Source organism: Phormidium sp. CCY1219 (genome assembly GCF_055795085.1).
Map to the genome: position 1 here is coordinate 1 of NZ_JAYFEQ010000564.1, position 19,177 is coordinate 19,177.

At 53.0% G+C, this 19,177-nt stretch carries 6 protein-coding genes; 3 read left to right on the forward strand and 3 right to left on the reverse strand.

Annotation, left to right across the window (positions count from 1 at the left end):
- Positions 1 to 176: 176 nt before the first annotated feature.
- Complete coding sequence (locus AC0QH1_RS15575) at positions 177 to 7,604, reverse strand: tetratricopeptide repeat protein (protein WP_324632118.1); 7,428 nt, start codon at positions 7,602 to 7,604, stop codon at positions 177 to 179.
- Positions 7,605 to 7,880: 276 nt separating this feature from the next.
- On the opposite strand from AC0QH1_RS15575, the gene AC0QH1_RS15580 reads away from it, so the two are divergent.
- The 3 genes from AC0QH1_RS15580 (at position 7,881) to AC0QH1_RS15590 (ending at position 12,694) form a co-directional block, all read left to right on the forward strand.
- The gene (locus AC0QH1_RS15580; protein ID WP_324632119.1) at positions 7,881 to 9,644 is read left to right on the forward strand and encodes a hypothetical protein; all 1,764 of its coding nucleotides are present in this window, start codon (positions 7,881 to 7,883) and stop codon (positions 9,642 to 9,644) included.
- 488 nt (positions 9,645 to 10,132) lie between these two features.
- Positions 10,133 to 11,800, forward strand: coding sequence for a tetratricopeptide repeat protein (locus tag AC0QH1_RS15585; RefSeq protein ID WP_324632120.1), 1,668 nt, complete (start codon positions 10,133 to 10,135; stop codon positions 11,798 to 11,800).
- A gap of 3 nt (positions 11,801 to 11,803) precedes the next feature.
- Positions 11,804 to 12,694 carry an alpha/beta hydrolase gene (locus AC0QH1_RS15590; RefSeq protein ID WP_324632121.1) on the forward strand — a complete coding sequence of 297 codons (891 nt, stop codon included), beginning with the start codon at positions 11,804 to 11,806 and terminating at the stop codon, positions 12,692 to 12,694.
- A 125-nt stretch (positions 12,695 to 12,819) separates the two neighbouring features.
- Here AC0QH1_RS15590 and AC0QH1_RS15595 read toward each other — a convergent pair whose 3' ends face one another.
- On the reverse strand, positions 12,820 to 16,044 hold the full coding sequence (locus tag AC0QH1_RS15595; RefSeq protein WP_324632122.1) for a UvrD-helicase domain-containing protein: 3,225 nt from the start codon (positions 16,042 to 16,044) through the stop codon (positions 12,820 to 12,822).
- A gap of 141 nt (positions 16,045 to 16,185) precedes the next feature.
- Positions 16,186 to 18,828 (reverse strand): PD-(D/E)XK nuclease family protein, encoded by a 2,643-nt coding sequence (locus tag AC0QH1_RS15600; RefSeq protein ID WP_324632123.1) that lies wholly within the window; start codon positions 18,826 to 18,828, stop codon positions 16,186 to 16,188.
- Positions 18,829 to 19,177 lie beyond the last annotated feature (349 nt).

A 19,177-nucleotide genomic window follows, 5' to 3' on the forward strand; every position in this document is an offset into this window, starting at 1 on the left:
GGGCGATTAAAATCGCGCCTAGGCGAGCAAAGTCCGCCTGCGCGGAGTATTTTTTGAGCATTATTCCGTGGGATATAATATCAGTCGTCTTTAGACGACTTCAGCTATGAGGCGGGGACTTTTAGTCCCCGTCTCCCCCACAATTTTACCGGAGAACGAACCGCCTTAAACAGAAATTAGGAAATCAGTTCGCCGATCGCATCCATGATGCGATGCACTTGTTTTTCCCACGTCCAATTTTGCATAAAATCGGCGGCGGTTTTGCCGCGTTTTTCCGCATCGGGGCGATTTTGGTAGATAAATTCCAGAGTTTCCACCACTTCCTCAATCTGAGATTCGCCCCATCCATCTACGCCGGAAAAATGGCGGGTGGGTTGCACGGAGGTTTGCGATCGCAATGGATAGCAGCGCTCATCGCCTATTAAATCTAAATGCCCGGTATTCGCCGATAAAATTGTCGGAATTCCACAAGCCATACTTTCCATTGCCACCAAATTCGTTCCGCCTTCGCAGCGGTTGGTAAATAGGGCCACATCCGCTTCTCGGAGGATTTGACCCACGAGATAATTGGGAATTGCACCTAACTCGATAAACGAGTCAGCATTCAATCCATTGGCGATTAACCATTCGCCGATTTTCAACTGGCGATCGCGACCCATTTGTGGCAATCCCACCACATTACCGGTGCGGTCCATGCCCAGCATAAATTGCGGCCAAAAATTGTGCCATGCGGGAATTAATAAAGCCTCTGGGTGGCGGGATTGAAAGGCTTTAAACGCGGCGACAACAATATCTTGCCCCTTGCGATATTCCAGTTTGCCGCCGCTAAAAATCACAAAGCGATCGCCGAATAAATTGGATTTCGGTGCGGGATGAAAAATTGTCGGGTCGATGCCTTGGGGAATGGCCCGCACTCGTGGGATGTCATTGGCTTTTAACACCTCAGCATTCCAATTAGAACCCGCAATAATCAGCTCGTATTCTAACGCTTTGGCGCGTTTTTCGGCGGGGATATTCGTATCTTCAAAAAAGATAACGCCAATATTGTGTTTGCCGCCAATTTGTTGTTGGGTCGCGACGCTGACGAAGTTATTCCCCAAAGCGTGCAACACGGGAAAATCGCACCAAATGGGTTTGCCCGGTTGTTGGGCGAGTCGCTGTTGCAGGGTGTGATAGCGCGCCAGAACCGGTTGCAAGCGCGATCGCTGCAGGGGATTGACTAACCCAGACACATCGGGGGGCATGAGTAACATGGGCTGAAATCGGCCATTGTGCTGCAATTGCAAAGCGAGATTGGTGCCGAAAATGCCCCAGCCGGTCATTTGATTCAAGGGCCAAGAAATGCCAATCCGAATCGGTTTGGGGGCGGATTTGGCGGGTTGCAGGGGTTGGGAGGTCATGGGAGAAGGGGGTGAAGTGGGAGTAAGCGTTGGGGGCGGGGAAGGCGGTGAAAACGGGCGCTGTGCAGATAATGCGCGCACTACGCGATCGAACGGGTCTTGCCAATCTCCGGGCTGAGGTTGGCGGAATAAACGCATGGTGGGATACCAGGGGGAATCTTCGCGATCGCGCATCCACCGCCAGTCGGGCGCAAAGGGCAACAGCACCCACACCGGCTTGCCCAGCGCCCCCGCCAGATGTGCCACCGATGTATCCACGGTGATGACTAAATCCAATTCGCCGATAATGGCCGCCGTATCGGCAAAATCTTCGATTTGAGGCGCGCAATCTCGCACGAGGGGAGAAGGGCGACGAGAGGCGGGATTCGCCGGATCCCGGGGGGCGGCTAACCGGGCAAAATCCTCGAAGCTGGGCACTTTCAAGCGCAGATTGTCCCGCATCACGCGAATCTGCTGGCGCGCTTCTAATTCGGTGAGTTCTCCCACGCGCTCTCCTTTTTGCAAACTGTAGAGCGACAGGTTGGGAAGATTGGTGAGCGTGAGAAACTGTTCTAACCCGCAGGCGCGATCGCGCTGATTGCCATACCGGGGACTTCCGGCCCAGACGATGCCGATTTTGTAGTGAGTATCCTCCCGAATCGCCGTTAAATCCAGGGCGGGGCGGGGCGGGGGGGCGGATAGGTAGGGAACTTCAGCGGGAATGCTGGTTAAGGTGGTGCGGAAAATGCGCGGTAAGCTCATCAGAGGCGCATGAAACTCAAACGGCGGTAACGGTTCCCCGGTGGGAATCGCGCGATCGATACCCGCCACGGTTTCAAACAACCGCACTAATTCAGGCGGACATTGTACTATCACTCGTCCCCCGCGTTGGGCGACTAAGGGAACGTAGCGAATAAATTGAATGCTGTCGCCAAACCCCAGTTCGCAATGCAGCAAAATCCCGCGCCCGGATAGTTCCGATCCGTCCCACAGGGGAACGTCAAAGCGTTGGGAGTCATTATCTTTACGTTTTCTGCGCCATTCATATTCGGCAAATCCGCGCGCATAATCCCCGATCGCTAGCAATGCAAATCCGAGATTGGTATGGCTATCCGCATCCTGGGGATTCAGCGCCAGCACTCGTTCGTATTGCCCGATCGCTGGTTCGATTTTATTGCATTCGAGCAGGGTATTGGCTAAATTATAACAGGCATTGGTATAGTTTGGCTGTCGGGCGATCGCCTGTCGATAGTGAGCGATCGCCTCCTCTATTTTTCCCTGCTTTTTCAACAAATTGCCCAAGTTATAATAGGCGGCGGCGCAGTGCGGTTGCTGGGCAATAGTTTGCCGCAGAGTAGCCATTTCTGACTCGAGAGCTTTATGGCGATTTGCCACAAATTCTGCCACGTTTTCCTGCAGTGCTGTGCCGACGCGGCGGAATAATTCTGCCCAATTCCCCGGTTGGCTTTGGCGGAATACCCGCACGGTGGGATACCAGGGATTGTCTTCGCGGTCGAGCAACCAGCGCCAATCGGGAGAAAAGGCAAGCAATACCCAAACTGGCTTGCCCATTGCGGCGGCAAGGTGCGCTACGGATGTGTCTACAGTGATGACTAAATCCAACTGGGCGATTGCGGCAGCCGTATCGGCAAAATCATGCAAATTTGGCGCTAAATCGCAAATCTTCAAGGGTTCGCTATGTTGGCTGAGTTGGCGATCGCCTTTTTGCAAACTGTAGAACCGAATGCCGGGAATTCCTAACAGGGGTTTGAAGTATTCCACCGCACAAGAACGCTTGGCATCGTTGGTATGTTCTGGAGAACCGGCCCAGACGAGACCTACTTTAAAGCGATCGCTCTTCAAACTCTCGGGAAATGATTGATTTGGCGCTTGCAAATACGGAATATCGGCGGGAATGGTTTCCAATGTAGTGCCGAAAATATGCGGCAAACTCATTAACGGTGCCCAGGTATCAAATTCGGGCAAAGGTGCATCCACATCCATCACTTCATCAATGCCCGCTGCATTTTCCAATAAGCGGATTAATTGCTTCGGAATACGAAGGATAACTCGCCCCGCAAGTTGAGCCACAAATGGCGCGTAGCGGATAAATTGTAGGGTATCCCCAAATCCTTGTTCCGCATGGAGTAAAATCGTTTTGCCCTGCAAATCCGACCCATCCCAAATCGGGGCCTTCACCGGCAGGGGCGACAGACTCGGAATCCGCCAGCGCCATTCGTATTCGGCAAACCCGGCGCGCAAGTCTCCCGCTAATAGTAACCCTAACGCAAGATTGAGGTGGGCGTCGGGAAATTCCGGGTTTTCTGCTAGGGCATCTTGGTAACTGGCGATCGCCTCCTCAATGCGGCATTGATCGTGTAACAAATTGCCGCGATTCACTCGCGCTTCTATATAGGTCGGATCCAAGGCTATGGCGCGATCGAACTGCGCTAAAGCCTCGTCAAATCTGCCAATTTTTGACAGAATATTGCCCAAATTGTTGCGACATAACAGGTAATTCGGGTTCAGTTCTAGCGCCCGCTGCATACTGGCAATGGCGGCGGCGGTTTCTCCTTTGTCTTCTAGGGCATTTCCTAAATTATAATGGCTTTGCACGTGGGTGGGGTCGAGGGCAATAACTTTTTTGTAGCTGGCGATCGCTTCGTCAATTTTGCCTTCATCATACAAGGCATTTCCTAAGTTATAATGCGCCGGAATGCAGTGGGGAATCAGGGCGATCGCTTGCTGCAAATAGGCGATCGCTTCGTCGGGTTTGCCCAGGCTTCGCAATGCCGCCCCGAGGTTGATATAGGCGGAAATTTGCTCTTCGCTGGCCTTTCCGGACTGGGAAATGGCGGCGATCGCCTGTTTGTAGTACACCACGGCGGTGTCTAATTTGCCTTGCTGATGGGCGATATTTCCTAACAGTTGCCATGCGCGATCGGCCAGGGGTTCTTGCTGCACGATTTCGCGGCAAAGCTGTTCGGTTTCGGCGTAATTTTCGGCGGCATACTCGGCGCTAGCTTGATGGAGTTGCTGTTGGATTGGAGGAGCGAAATTCATCGGCAATTGAGGGATAGAAACGGGCAATCTTTTTGGTTCGCTAAGGCGGCGTTTTAAGGCGGCAGAAATGCGCTGGAATACGCCGGGCCAGTCGCCGCGCTGGGTTTGGCGGAAAATTCGCAGGGTGGGATACCAGGGGGAATCTTCGCGATCGCGCATCCAGCGCCAATCTGGGGCAAAGGCAAGCAGCAGCCAAATCGGTTTGCCTAATGCCCCTGCCACATGGGCGACTGAGGTATCTGGACTAATGACTAAATCTAATTGGGCGATCGCTGCCGCCGTATCGGCAAAATCATTAAACTGCGGCGCGCAATCCACAATTTTTCCGCTGTTTAATGCCTGGGGATAATGGCTCAATTCGTCTTGCCCTTTTTGCAGGCTGTAAAATTGAATGCCGGGAATTTCTAGCAGGCTAAAGACATAGGAAAAGGGCACCGATCGCGTGCGATCGTTCGGATGCTTGGGATTCCCGGACCAGACGATGCCTACTTTTAAGTGAGAGGTGTCGCTTGGGGCGGGGAGGGAATCGGTATTCTGAGTGGGTGGCGCGAGATAGGGAATGTCGGCGGGAATGCTCTCTAGGGTAGTCCCCAGCAGGCGGGGCAAACTCATCAGCGGGGCCCAAACATCAAAGTGCCCCAACTGACTGAGAGAGGCGCTCACTTTATCGATACCTTGCAAAGTTTGGCAAAATCGTTCCAGGGGTTTGGGGACGCGAACCACCACGCGGCGGGCGTATTGGGCGACTAAGGGGGCATAGCGGATAAATTGAATGATATCGCCAAATCCTTGTTCGCTGTGCAGCAAAATCGTTTTGCCTTGCAGGTTAGAGCCATCCCACAGGGGCGCGGGAATGTCCGGCATGTCGGGACCGACACTCACGCGCCAGCGCCATTCGTATTCGATAAATCCGGGTGTGAGGAAGCCGGCAAGCAGCAAGGCAACTCCGAGGTTGTTGTGCGCTTCCGGATACTCGGGGTACAGGCGCAAGGCGGTTCGGTAGCTGGCGATCGCGGCTTCCAGGTCTCCCAGTGCTTGCTGCGCTAAGCCGAGGTTATTGTAGGCTTTGGCAAAATTGGGGTTGAGATTTATCGCCTGGGTTAAATAGGCGATCGCTTCTTCCGGGCGATCGCATTCTTGCAGCAGCATTCCCAAGTTATTATACGCATTCAGATGTTCCGGTTCCCGGGCGATAACTTCGTGATAGTGGGGGATTGCCGCTGACTGGCGACCCGCTTCCCATAGGGCATTGGCTAAGTTATAATGCAGCGCCGCCCGTTCTTCTGGGTAAGCCGCGATCGCGGTTTCGTAGCAGGCGATCGCTTCCTCGAATTCCCCGCGTTCCTTCAGCGCCATGCCCAAGTTATTCAGCACCATCGGATGATGCGGCTGTTGCTGCAAAATCCGCCGATACCCTTGCATTGCCTCGGCTAACCGCCCCGCCCGATGATGTTCGATCGCTCGCTCGATTTCAGCGGCGATCGCTGCTTCCGGGTTCGTTTGTCTCTCGATGTTTGACGCCATAAGTGCTTGTGTTTTCTCGGGTTTTCGCGTTTCTTGAGTGACAGTTCGCTCTTGCCCATTGGCTAAGGCTATTTTAATCCGTTCCATCGCACTTTGCCAATCCCCAGGTCGGCTTTGGCGAAACAGCCGTAGGGTCGGATACCACGGGCTGTCCTCTCGGTGCAGCATCCAGCGCCAATCTGGGGCAAAGGGCAGCACTACCCATACCGACAAGCCCATCCCCCCGCCTAAGTGCGCCACAGCCGTGTCTACACTGATGACTAACTCCAGTTCGTTTATCAATGCAGCCGTATCCCGAAAGGTATGAAGCTGGCCGCTTAAATCCTTTATCCGCTCTTCGCCGTAGCGTTTTCTGGCTTTTTTGATTAACGTTTTGTCTGCAACTGGAATTTCTTTTTGTAGCACATAAAGAGTAATGCCGGAAATCTCTAGCAGTTGCAAAAATGCCCCTAGGGGACAGGAGCGTTTGCCAGCAGTGGGATTTTGGGAATTGGCAGCCCACACAATGCCGATTTTTCGCGGATGTGCGAGGGGCGCGGGGGGCAGGGATGCCCGGTGGGTGAGGGGAATATAAGGAACGGTTGCCGGAATTGTCTCCAGCGTGGTGCCGAAAATGTGCGGCAAGCTCATCAAGGGGGCATGAAGGTCAAACTCGGGCAAGGGGGAATGGCGGGCGATCGCGCCCTCGATGCCCGGGAGATGTTGTAACAGGGAGACCAAGGGCGGGTGACATTCCAGTATCACCCGCCCGCCTCTTTGTGCCACCAAGGGAACATAGCGGATGAATTGCAGGGTGTCTCCCAATCCCTGTTCCGCATGTAGCACAATTCTCCGCCCTGCCAAGTCGGATCCGTCCCACTGGGGTTGTGAGAAGGGGCGGGGTTGGCGATCGCGCAGGTGCCAGCGCCACTCGTATTCCGCAAACCCGCGCACATAGTCGCCGGAGAGCAACAGGGAGAGGGCGCGATTCCAGTGGGAGGACACCGATTCGGGATCTAGGGCGATGGCGTTGTCGTAGGCGGCGATCGCTTCCCGCAAGTCGCCGCGATCGTGCAGGGCAATTGCCAAGTTATAGTAAGTGTTGGGGTCTTCTGGGGTCAGGGCGATCGCTTTCCGGTAGTGGGCGATCGCTTCGTCGAGATTGCCGCTGTCTTTTAGGGCATTTCCCAAGTTGGTGTGAATTTCTACATCCCGGGGCATTTGCCCCAGGGCCTCCCGGTAGTGGGCGATCGCCTGGGCGTAGTCTTTGCGCTCTTGCAGCAGGTTCGCTAGGTTATAGTGGGCGTTGGCATACTCGGGCTTTTTGGCAATGGCTTCGCGGTAGTGGGCGATCGCGCGCTCGATTTGCCCCGCTTGCTTTAGGGTGTTGGCAAAATTATAGTGAAGTTCCGGCAGGTGCGGGTGAAACTGCACCGCCTCTTCATACCGCGCGATCGCCTGCTCGTGGTTTCCCCGACTTGCCGCAATCGACGCCAACCAGTACAGCGCCTCTAAATTCTCCCGTTGCTGTTGCAAGATTTCCCCACAGGTCTTTTCTGCCTCCTCTAAGGATGCGCTTTCATACTGCTGGCGGGCTTTTTCCAGCAAGGGAAGCAGGCGATCGGCAGCGGTGAATTTTGGACGTTTTTGTGCAACCATTTCCGAAAAGTGTCACGAGAGAACCTAGGGAATTAGTTTACCAAGATTTACCCAAAATTTTCCAACTCCCTCCTCATCCGCCTCCCCTGCCCCCTGACCTCCATCGGCACCACCTCCACCGCGCGATCGCCGATATTATATCTCAGCTTCTCACAATTAAGTCTCACAAATGAAGGCTTCTCACGCACAAATGACGCTTGCGAAACTGGCGCAACTTCAAGCTTTTTTTCCCGAATTCCGGACACAGCCCAGTAAATCTTAACAGAATATTCTCTAATGGCTGAAATTAACATGAGCGACACCACCAGTGGTCAATTCTACCGCGCGATCGCCAATTGGAGCGGACGTTTAATTTTACCCGCTCCCACTGAAAGACGGGGAGACGGCGGCGTATTCGTGGAAGTGGAAAATACCCCCACCGCCTACCGCCACCTGAAAGGCAAAACCTTGTGGGTTCGATGGCACCTCGCCTCCATGCACCAAATCTGGCTCCAGCGCGCCCTCACCGATATCCAGTTCGATCGCATGACTCGTGAGAGCATGGCGAATCACAACCTGCACCCGACGCGCTTAGATGGCTGGTCTAATGTGAGTCCGTTAGAATCCCTCGCCGGTGCCCGCCTCGCCGACGACGTACAGGTAGAACTGGATGTGTTAAGTGTGGAACCAAACGGAGACTCCTGGGCGTTAAACATTGGCGACGAACCGATCCAAATTGTCGGCGTGCAAAAAGCCCTGGTGCAGTTTGTCGAACCGACGGGAGACAAGCACTATCTCGCGCAACACTATCATCCCCGCACGGGAAAATTTGACGGGCCGAGCGAAATTCTCGCCTTTCCCGATGCGGGAACTCTTCATCCGGGACACCAAGTAGAACAAAGTTCGATCGCTAACATCGAAAACTCGCCGTTAAATGCCTCTGGCTGGTACGTTTACGGGGAACGCGGCGCGAACGATACATTTAACGTGCAAGCCCTCGAACCGGTGGAAGCCCTCCAACTGTCTCCCACCAAAATGCTCAGCGGGCGGGAAGAAACTCGCCATTATTTTGTGAGTGCTAAATGGCAGCACATCCCCTTGCACCGGGTGGAACGCATCCTGATCGATAACAACGGTCCGCTGATGCTTCCCTTTGGGCGATCGCCCGAAATAATGGAAAAGCGCACCCGGGAACTGTGGTATAAAAATGATGTGGCGTTAGTGGTTCATACCTTTGGTTGGCGCGGCGGCGAAAAAGGCGACCCGGCTATCTTTGGATTGGTTCCAGGACATTTTTCGTTCGGGTTTGCGCGCGTTGTCAAAGATGAATTTAACGGCGAATTGCGCTTCGATTTAGTTTACCGCCAAGTGTACGGGCACAACCGCGAAGGTGTGATTGCTGGGGCGCAGCGCTGGCACGCTTATATGGGCAGTCTCGCACGTGGGTGGATGTACACCTTGCCCGTCTCCGACGTGACGATTCGCATTCCCGAACTCACAATGCCCTATTACTTCGGCGATCGCTCCTTCGACCCCCTACAACCCATCCAACAAGAACTCGCCCTGATGGCGGCGCGATACCGCACCGGTCCGGGTAATGGCGCTTCCGTGGTCACTCCCTCCACCTCCTGCGTCAAAGATTCCAGTCAAGCCCTGTTTTCCGCTATCCGCCGACTCAAAGAAGATGTGCTAAGCGATGCACAGATTAAACGGGAATTGGAAAAAAGCCCGAAGAATTTTCACACCCAGCGCTTCCACCGAATGGTATCCCTCCTGGAAGAAGTGGAATCTTCCCTGCTGATTCCGTTAGGATACGTGCCGAAAAATTGGCGCGGCGATAACGAAGAAGTTGCCATTTATCGCCGCGAGGCTTACTCTAATACCGGCGGGGCAATTCTCGAGGCGTTAAAAGCCTGGAAAACCATGCTTCCCCGGCGCGCAGAAATCGAATTGTTGCGGATTTTGATGCAATATGGCGCAACTATGTTTGATTTTAAATCTGCCAACATCGGCGGAGAAATCCCCGGCATCGAACCCGATCCACCTGGGGTAATTTTATAAGGAAAAAATGCCCGCACCCCCAGGTGGGGTTAAATTCAAACCAAGCCCGCCTAAGCGGGCTATTTTTATTGATAATTTTCCCAAGCCAATATCATTTTTTCTCTTATTTATCTCCATAATATATCAATTTTACACCCTCCTCCCTCGCCGACCAACCCCCTGGGACTGTTTCCCCACAATCGAAAGGCTAAATAGTTGGGACGCTGCTTTAAAAATATGCTAAGATAAAATAATCGATAGTAACCTGTTTGATATCATTTCCGATGGATGGCGAATTCAAGCAAGCAATTGAAATACCGCCTTGGCTTTCTCAATGCCGCAACTCGACTCTGCTCGTTGTACGCCTACGCGGACTAATTTTTGTTACATCTATCACTGCGGACAGGATATGACGCCAATTTTCAGCCGAACAAATACCGGACAGTCAAAGGGTGACATAAAATATCTGCATTCTACTCTATTTTTTTGAGGTTAAGGAGTTTATAGCTATGACAAAACAATGGGGTTATACGGCGATTCTGGTGTTGGTAATGACTGTGGCAAATTCCAGCGCCCTGGGTCAATTTATCCCACCTAGTTTCGGTCAAAATCTCGCCCGATCGCCAGAATTCAAAGAGAATGAACCTTCCTTAAACTGGCGCGGCATTCCCCTGGATTGTTACCTTCGCGTCGGGCCTCCTTCTCCCTCTCCCGGCCCGATAATTTTAATGGCAGAAGCCACCTCTGGATATTTAGCCGAGGTGGCCCTGGCGTATGGAAAAGCGGGAAAGGTAGAAGAAGCGGTGGCGGCGATCGCGCAGATGGACCACGATTTAATTCCCTACCAAACCTTGGTAACATTAGCAGAAAATTTAGCAATGGCGGGTGACTACCAGCAAGCCTTGCAACTCACGGAAGCGGTGAACTACCGAGAAGAAGGTCTGGAACAAAATGCCCGATTTGTGACCGAAATAATGGCAGTAGTAGCGCGGGAATACGCCCGCTCTGGGAATCGGGAAAAAGCGGCAGAACTTTTCTCGGAAGCGATTGCTTTGGCGAAGAATTTTCCCGACTTTATCCAAACCAGCGCTCTTGCCGAAATTGCCGGGGAATATGCCGCCGCAGGGGAAGGCGATCGCGCCATTGAATTAACCCAAACCATTGAGGATGAAACCTACCAATCTCAAGCGTTAGGCGAAATTGCTCAATCGGCAAGCGATCGCCAACTGAACGACCTGTTAACTCTGGCCAATGGCCTTGCAGATAATTATAACAAAATCCAAGCCTTGAATGAAATTGCCAAAGCGGCAAAAGTGGAGCGATTAAACGCGATTTTGCAAGGCACAAATGAGCTTACCGATGAAGATAAATCTCAGGTATTGGCCACCCTTGCCGAAAGATATGCCGCCGCCGGAGAATTCGATCGCGCTTTGCAAATTGCCAGTGGGATTGCAGGGGAGTATGAGAAAGGAGAAGCATTAACAGCGATCGCCCAAAATGCCACCACCCGCGACAACCTCGATCGCCTCCTCTCTCTCGCCCAAAATGGCGGCGAAAGCGCTTTGCCAACTCTCGCCGGTGGATATTCCCAAATCGGGGAATTTGACCGGGGGTTGCAACTCGCACAAACTGTCGCTGATGAAACTTTAAAAGCTGCCGCGATCGCCCAAATTGCCGCAAATTCTCCCAGCGATCGACTCCCTGAATTAGTAGCAGCAGCAAATCAGTTTGAAGATGAGTATTTGAATCGCGCCGACGCCCTGGGGGCAATCAGTTTGCGCTACGCTCAATTGGGAGAATACGACCCGGCGATCGCCCTGGCAAAAACTATCAATTCCGACTCGCCGAAAAAAGTGGAGGTATTAACTCACATTGCCGAAGAATACATGCTACAGCGCGACAATGTGCAATTGCCCGAAGGCATCGATTTAGAAGAAGTGCAAGTGCGGGCAACTCTAGGCGCAATTCAGGCGATCGCCCAACAATACACCGAAGCGGGAAACTACCGCCAAGCCTTAGAACTGTACGATCGCGGCTTGCAACGGCTAGAAACTATCGATACCAACGCCATCAACGATCCGAGCTATCAAGAGTTTGTATCGCGCCATCTCTTTAACCTGAAAAACCACTATATTCCCTTAGTCAATTGTGCAATTAATAAAGCAAAAACACATTAAATTATGGCCACTCATTTTTACAAAGATAACCAACAAGCATGGTTTCACGATGAAGGACATACCTCCGGATTTTTTCATACCTACGACAGCTTACAACTCGGAGAAACTGCACCGAGGAAGGTGCATATTTTTCTCCCCCGAGACTACGAAACCCAGACCCAGCGATATCCGGTGGTGTATGTGAATGATGGAAATACGGCGTTTTTTCGCGGTGGATTGGCGAATAAATCCTGGTGGATGGCGGAGGTGTTAGAGGGTCTTTATCGACACAATGAAATTTGCCCCCTTATCCTGGTGGCAATTCATCCCTTGAACCGGGATGTAGAATATACTCACGCGCCTGTATTCCATCGCCCGAGCGGAGTGGAAGCCTATGGCAATTATGTCAGCCACTTCGTCAAACCCTTTGTCGATCGCAATTATCGAACGTTACCCCATCGAGAACGCACCACCATTTTAGGGTCTTCTCATGGGGGACTAGCTGCCTTTTATATTGCCTGTCGCCATTGCGATCGCTTTGGGAATGCAGCCGCCCTTTCTCCCTCTTTTTGGGTAGGTCTGGATACCGGAGTGGGTATGTTTTTTCCCCTGTCTAAATCCAAGTTAATCCAGATAACTGCACCTACATTGCAAAATCGACAAAACCGACCCAAAATTTGGTTAGACTGGGGACTGTTGCGCCACAATGGATTCCATAACTGGTTTATCGAACGTCATGCGACGAAACGGGGACGGGAAATGGCAGAACTGTTGCAAAAAAAGTTTAACTACGTTCTCAACCGCGATTTATTTGTGTGGGAAGACGAAAACGGGGAGCATACAGAAGACGCTTGGTCTCGGCGTCTCCCTTTCGTCTTCAAAGCATTTTATTTCAAATCCGATCGGGTAGCTTAAAAACCTGTTAAAAAGGCGATTTATCGCCTTTTTAACAGTCGCTTTTTAACTCGTTTCCAGCACATACTGGGAACGCCCACATCAAGGCTATGCCTACCCAAAACCGGCCAAATAAATGCCCCGTTTCAAACCGTTTTCCGTGGTATTTGTGCGGTGGAAACCTCCGGATATTTGTCCGGACAAATGTCAGCATAGGGACAGAACGCACAGTTTTCCGCCGAGGGTTGTGCGGCGTAATTGCCGGCTAACAGGTGTTGCACGAGGGTTTCGGCTTCTGGCGTTATCGCCGCCAACTGGCTGCGGTCGAAGGAGTATAAAGTATCGTGACGCAGATAGGCGATGTAAGCGCGATCGCTTCCCGTCGCTTTGGCATAAGCCCAAAGCTGAAACCGATGGTGGGTCGGTATCATTTCGCGATCGGTTTTGAAGTCTAACACCCAATTCTCACCCCACAAATCTACCACCCCATTGAGAGTTAATCCTTGGAACTCCAGGGAAATCGACCGTTCCCGGCGGGTCATGGTTTTGTGAAAGGGGGCAAAGTCCTCCACAGTATCGAACCGTTGCGCCAGGGCGATCGCCTCTGCTAACTGTTCCGGGGGCAATTCCGGGTCAAAGGAACTCAGGGCTTGCTCATCGCGAATGCCGCGTTCTAAGGCAATGTGAACCAAGGTTCCCACCCGTTGTGCGAGAGGGAGTCCTTCGCCGATGCCGGGATGCCCATGTATAAACCGAAATTCAAACCGTTTCGGACAGCGCGCGTACTCGCTCAGGGCGGTGACGGGCAAGTGAAAAATCCCCGAACCCACGGCGTTGAGCAGCATTGCGGGCGGTTGGGGGAAGGGTGCCGGTTCCGGCGGATCGGGCGATCGCGCCGCATCCGGATCGAAGGGAATCGGCTGCGTGAGAATCTCGGCGGCTGCCAAACCGGGGCACAGGCGATCGAGTCCGCTTCCCTTTTCCTCAACTGCGGTTAGCAGCAAGCGATCGCGAGCGCGCGTGAGCGCCACGTATAGCAATCGCACCGCCTCCGCCTCCTCTCGCTCTTGTTGCCACTGCTCCAAACATACGTAAAGGGCGGGTTTCACCACCTCTCCCGCGTCATTTTCTCCAGTGAGCGCCACCCCAAATCCCGGATCGAAATATACCGCTTCGGTGGTATTGCGCTGCTGGCGCGTTAAGTCCGGAACCACCACCACCGGCCATTCTAACCCTTTTGCCCCATGAATGGTGGTCAACGCCACCGCATTCGTGCCTTCTAAGGGCAAGCGCGGCACTTTTACCCGATCGCCGTCGGTTAACTGTTTCAGGCGGCGCACCACGCCGAATACATCCCCCGCTCCCCGTTCTAATTGCCGCACCAGTGCCTCGAACCCGCGCCAGTCAGCCATTCGGCGCTCTGCACCGGGTAAATTGGCGATCGCGCCACTATATCCGGTGAGGCGATCGCTCAGTTGCAGGAGCCGAGTGGGCGGTTCGCTGGCTCTCGCACCGAGTAGCTGTCGCAGCACTTTTACCGCATTTCTCACCTCACGGTTGTCTCCAGTTTTTAAGTGTTGCCACCAAATCTTATCCTTTGGCAAGGTCTGTGCTAACTGAAACAACACCCGATCGCTCACGGCGAAAAACGGACTCCGCAACAGCGCCACTAACGCCAAATCATCCGCCGGATCGGCCAAAAATCGCAACAGCGCTAAGGCATCTTTTGCCTCGCGGGTATCTAACAAATTATCCCCCCCCGCTAACGCCACGGGAATTCCCACACTACTGAGGGCTTCGCCGTATAATTCTAACGGTGCCCAAGCGCGAGACAAAATCGCTATATCTCCCGGGGCGATCGCGCGCAACTCCCGGGTTTGTTTGTCCCAAACCGTCATTTTCGAGTCTAGCATTTCCTTTAATACCCGGGCAATGTGCCGCGCTTCTACCCGCTGGCGATCGCGTTTTAAAATCCCTTTCTCCGCCTTGACCCCATACACTTGCAAATGAGGTCCACAATGCGGCACATCTTGGCGCGCTGCGGTTAAATCTTGATGCAACCTTGCCAAAACTGGCGCAAACACTGTATTAATTTGACTGATTAATCCGGCGTGAGTGCGAAAGCTGGTATCGAGAATGACTTCACAACCGCCTGCATCAACAATTCGCGATCGCCAGGTTTCAAACACCTCCACATCCGCCCGCCGAAATCCATAAATTGCTTGCTTCACATCCCCCACAATCGTTAGCGTCGCCTTCTGCGTCAGCGCTTGCAAAACTTCTCCCTGAATCGGATTCGTATCCTGGAATTCATCCACTAAAAACGCTTGCCAGCGGGAGTGATAATACTCGCGCACTTCCGCATGTTTCAACGCTTCCAGGGCATGAACTTCCAAATCCGCATAGTCCAAAACCCGGGCGCGTCTTTTCTCTGCATCTAGCTCGGACTTGACCTGGGTAAATGCTTCGCGCAATGCAGGCAACTGTTTTAACAACTGTTCGTCTGCCTCTCCAGTTTGTAAATTAATTAAACCCGCTTTTAAGCTATCGTTAACGACGCTTCGCAACTGTTTGATGGCCTCTTTGACTTTTTCTAATGCTCCGCTTTCCCAGTTCTTTTTACTGCCAACAGTGAGTTTAATTTTGGCAATCTTCTCCAAAGCGGCGCTCGTGTCTTGTCCCGCTTCTAAATCGGCGATCGCCTTCAGCGCCACTTGTCGTCCTTGCTTTTCTAACTTATCTTCCGGTTTGCCCACATAGTGGTTTAAAACCGCTTGACAATCGTGCAACGTTTCATCATTTAATAACGCTTCTCGCGCTTGCTGTCTTTTTTCCTCCACTAATGGGAGCCAATCTTCTTTGCCTTTGGCTAAAGCGCGTTGAGCGGTTAGCGGGTCTTGTAACAACCCTTGCAGCGATCGCATCAGTTTAGAATAAGGAATTGCCTGGTAAATCCATTCTGGTAAGCGTTCTAAGGCCAATTCTAGCCGTTCTTCCATCCATAAAATGCCCTCAATTTCATCTAATATGGTAAAATCTGCTGGCACTGCCGCAGCTTCGGGATGTTCGCGACAAATGCGAGCGCACAGAGCGTGTAAGGTTCCAATTTGGGCGGCTTCTAATTCGGCAAGAATGTCAAAGCGATCGCTTAATTCTTGGGCAGCTAGGGTGCGAATTCGCGAGCGTAATTCCGCCGCTGCTTTCTCGGTAAATGTGACCGCCACTACCTCCAATGGCGAGAGTTCCTGTTGGCGCAAGTGATAAAGATAGCGTTCTGTCAGCATATAAGTTTTACCCGTTCCCGCGCCAGCGGTAACGGCAACGCTTCCGGGAAAATAAGCGGCTATCTGTTGTTTTTCAGTTAAAGTCATGGGCAATTTATCCTTTGGTTTTGAGACGGTTTGAGGGATAATATTCGGATGGGCTTCATTCCTGGAAACCCAATCATTTTTCTGCGTCGGATTGACTTGCCAAGGTGCGATTTACATTCCCCGCGTTGGGGTAGGTTTCACCTATGGCGATCGCCGATATTTCCGACTTAACCGCGCCCCTTTGCGGCAGACTAAATCGAAGGAACAGTAGCGACAAGCCTGCTGGTTGATATCGGGATTCACGGGATACTGTCCTTTTTCTAAATGCAATTTTACCTGATGCAGGATGGATTTGACCGTTTCCGCATCGGGCATTTTTTTAGACAGGTTTTTCCCTTGTGTGAGAGAATAATACTCGGCGCGCGTTACCGATTTATCTGGAAATAGAGCGTTTTGTGCTACTTGCAGGTAGAGGGGCATTTGAATGTCTAAACTGAGCCGATCGCTATCATCTTTTACTTTCATTGAAGTGGTAGAAGACCCGGTTTTATAGTCGATTAAAGCCACGCCATCGGACAGTTCGTCCACGCGATCGAGGGTGCCGCGAATTTTCAAGCCCAACCATTCGACTTCAAACTTGTGTTCTAGTGCGATAATTGTAGCACCGTATGACAAAAAATCAGGCTGTGCGATCGCGCGCTGCAAAATTTGCAAGTGTTCCAATCGCTGACCTTGCCATCCGCGCACGGCACGCAATTCTAACTCGGTCTCGCTTTTGGCGATCGCATCGTCTAATTGGTCTTTTGTTGCTTGCCGAATATCTTCGGCTGACATTGCTGCCTTCACCGCTAGTTCCAAACTGCGATGATACAGCCGTCCTTTAAAACTGGGGCTGAGTTCTACTTCCGCTTCAGATAATTCCGATAAGCGCAAAAGGCGATCGGCGAACCACTTGAACGGACATTGACCCAAAGCGGCAATTTGTGAGGCGCTAAACCTGTGAGTTTCCGGGGCGATCGGCAATCGCACCATCCCATCGTACTCGTCCGGGGGGTGGCCGGATTCCCGTCGCCGCTCCACTTGTAAGGCGCGCACTGCATGAGGCCACACCGGGTCATCGCACATAGCCTCGCCGCGCAGGTTGGCGCGCCGCGCTTCTTCCCAACTGGCAATCGGTTGCGGGGGTGCGGGAATCGGTTCTACACCCAAGCGCGAGAGATAGGGACTGGGGAGGGTGGGGTCTTTGCCGCGCAGTTGCGGGTAGGACAGGGTGAGTTGCTGACGGGGAGCATGCAGCAGAGTATAAAAAATCGCCGCTTCCCGGCGGGCGGCTGCGGCGGCACTTTCCAGGGGGAAACCCGCGCGAATCAGCGATCGCCGCGCGTGGAAGTCGAGCATCGGGTCGTCGCGGACTGGGGCGGGTAACACCCCTTCTGCCGCGCCGAGGACGAACACATACTCGTAATTGCCGCCCATCAAGGACCGGGGCGAGTGCAGTTCCACGCCACCGCGTCCCGGTTGTGCGGGCACGGTTAATAAGGCCAAGGTATCGAGAATATCCCGGGCAAAGTCGGCAAAGGCGATCGCCTCCCGTTCCGGTTTGGCTAATTGCACCAGTTGCTCTTGCAAAGTATAGTAAGCCACGATTTCCCGCGCCCATCGTCCCGCACGACGCCTCAGTTCAAAAAACTCATCAAACGCCTGTTGCAGTCGTTGTACCCAGTTTTCCCGGGTATCGGAAGCAGGCCAGTTCAGGGGAGACAGGTCGATCCCATGCTGCTGCCATCCGGCCAAGCCTGCCGGATGGGTAGCTCTCACGTTTGGCCAAGTGTCCCGGTCGAGTTTGGCACCTAACGGATGGCGCAATAGTTTGGCCGTCACCTCGAAGGGAAACTGTTCCGCGATCGCTTGTAGCAAAAGCTGCACCCAAGCTCCCAACCGGGTATCATGTAACGGAGTGGCATAAAGCGCTCGCACCGGCAGTTCGTATTCCCAGGCCACATCCAGCACCGTGGGTCCGTAGCTCACTTCGTCCCTGACCGCGAGGGCGATCGCCCGGGCAGAAACCCCTTGGCTGAGCAGTTGTTTCACCCGCGCCAAGGTGCCTCGCACTTCCGCTTCTAGGTTGGGGTAGGTATGGGCAATACAGTGAGCGGGGGTGGCCCGAGAGAGAAACGCATGTTGCAGGCGATCGCCCAAAGTTGGCGGCGCAGTTACCGCTTCCGCCACCTGCCATCCTTGCCCCTGCAACCACTGCACCGCCTCCTGGTTCTCCGCAAACAGGGGGTCATCGGCACAAGGGAGTACTATCTCACTACCGGCAGCGGCGATCGCATCGATAAATGCCAATTCATCTCGGCGCGGGTTAAAATACCCGTAAATCGACAATGGCTGACCGGTGCCCGGGTGGCGACTGGCTTGCCACAACAGTTCCGAGGAATCGATACAACCGCTTTCCGCCAAAGCGTTTTTATATATAAAAACGACCCGGGCGAGCTGCTGGATGCGCGATTCGCCAACGGTTTCGAGCTTGTGCAAGTCAGTGCCAGCGCGCAAAATTGCCTGGAGTGCCGGGGCGATCGCCCGGGCCGTCCCCTCCACATCCGAGGGAGCGATCGCCGCTCTCACCGCCCGTTGTAACTGGCGATGTGCCTGTAACGGGTTAGCCACCCGCACTCCTCGGTCTCGCAGGCCCTCTTGTGCGAGATTGGGCAAACTTTTGTGCGGCACCTTTAATGCTCTTGCCCCTACGGGCGTCGAGGTGATGGTTAAACGCTGCCCTTCTGCAATTTTGCTTTGCATCAAAGCATGGGGCAATATCTGCAAATATATCACTCGTGTCATAGGATAAAATCGCCATTTAGCTCCGGTCAAAAAATACACTCAAAAGTCAATAAAAGCCATCTCTTCCATTCCCCATCGGGTATGACATAGATTGCCTTAAACTTTCTGAAGCTAGTTTATAACAAAATTTCCATTTTGCATAGAAGACCGTGGCATCGCTTCTCAGACGCCCCTGCCCATTAACCTCCTCAAGCGCGATAGAGGAGCCAAAAAATCGACTTTTGACCGCCAATTTTCCCTCAAACTGCGCCCAGCAACCCCATCCAAGCTTAGGGTTGCCGGGGCGATCGCCAAAATGCTTGTGTTTCGACACCCAATCGACTATCCTAAAACATGATGCATCGGTGAA

Coding starts and splice junctions, on each gene's coding strand:
- AC0QH1_RS15580 (WP_324632119.1), top strand. CDS start 7,881: ATGGCTGAAATTAACATGAGCGACACCACCAGTGGTCAATTCTACCGC.
- AC0QH1_RS15595 (WP_324632122.1), bottom strand. CDS start 16,044: ATGACTTTAACTGAAAAACAACAGATAGCCGCTTATTTTCCCGGAAGC.
- AC0QH1_RS15600 (WP_324632123.1), bottom strand. CDS start 18,828: ATGACACGAGTGATATATTTGCAGATATTGCCCCATGCTTTGATGCAA.
- AC0QH1_RS15590 (WP_324632121.1), top strand. CDS start 11,804: ATGGCCACTCATTTTTACAAAGATAACCAACAAGCATGGTTTCACGAT.
- AC0QH1_RS15585 (WP_324632120.1), top strand. CDS start 10,133: ATGACAAAACAATGGGGTTATACGGCGATTCTGGTGTTGGTAATGACT.
- AC0QH1_RS15575 (WP_324632118.1), bottom strand. CDS start 7,604: ATGGTTGCACAAAAACGTCCAAAATTCACCGCTGCCGATCGCCTGCTT.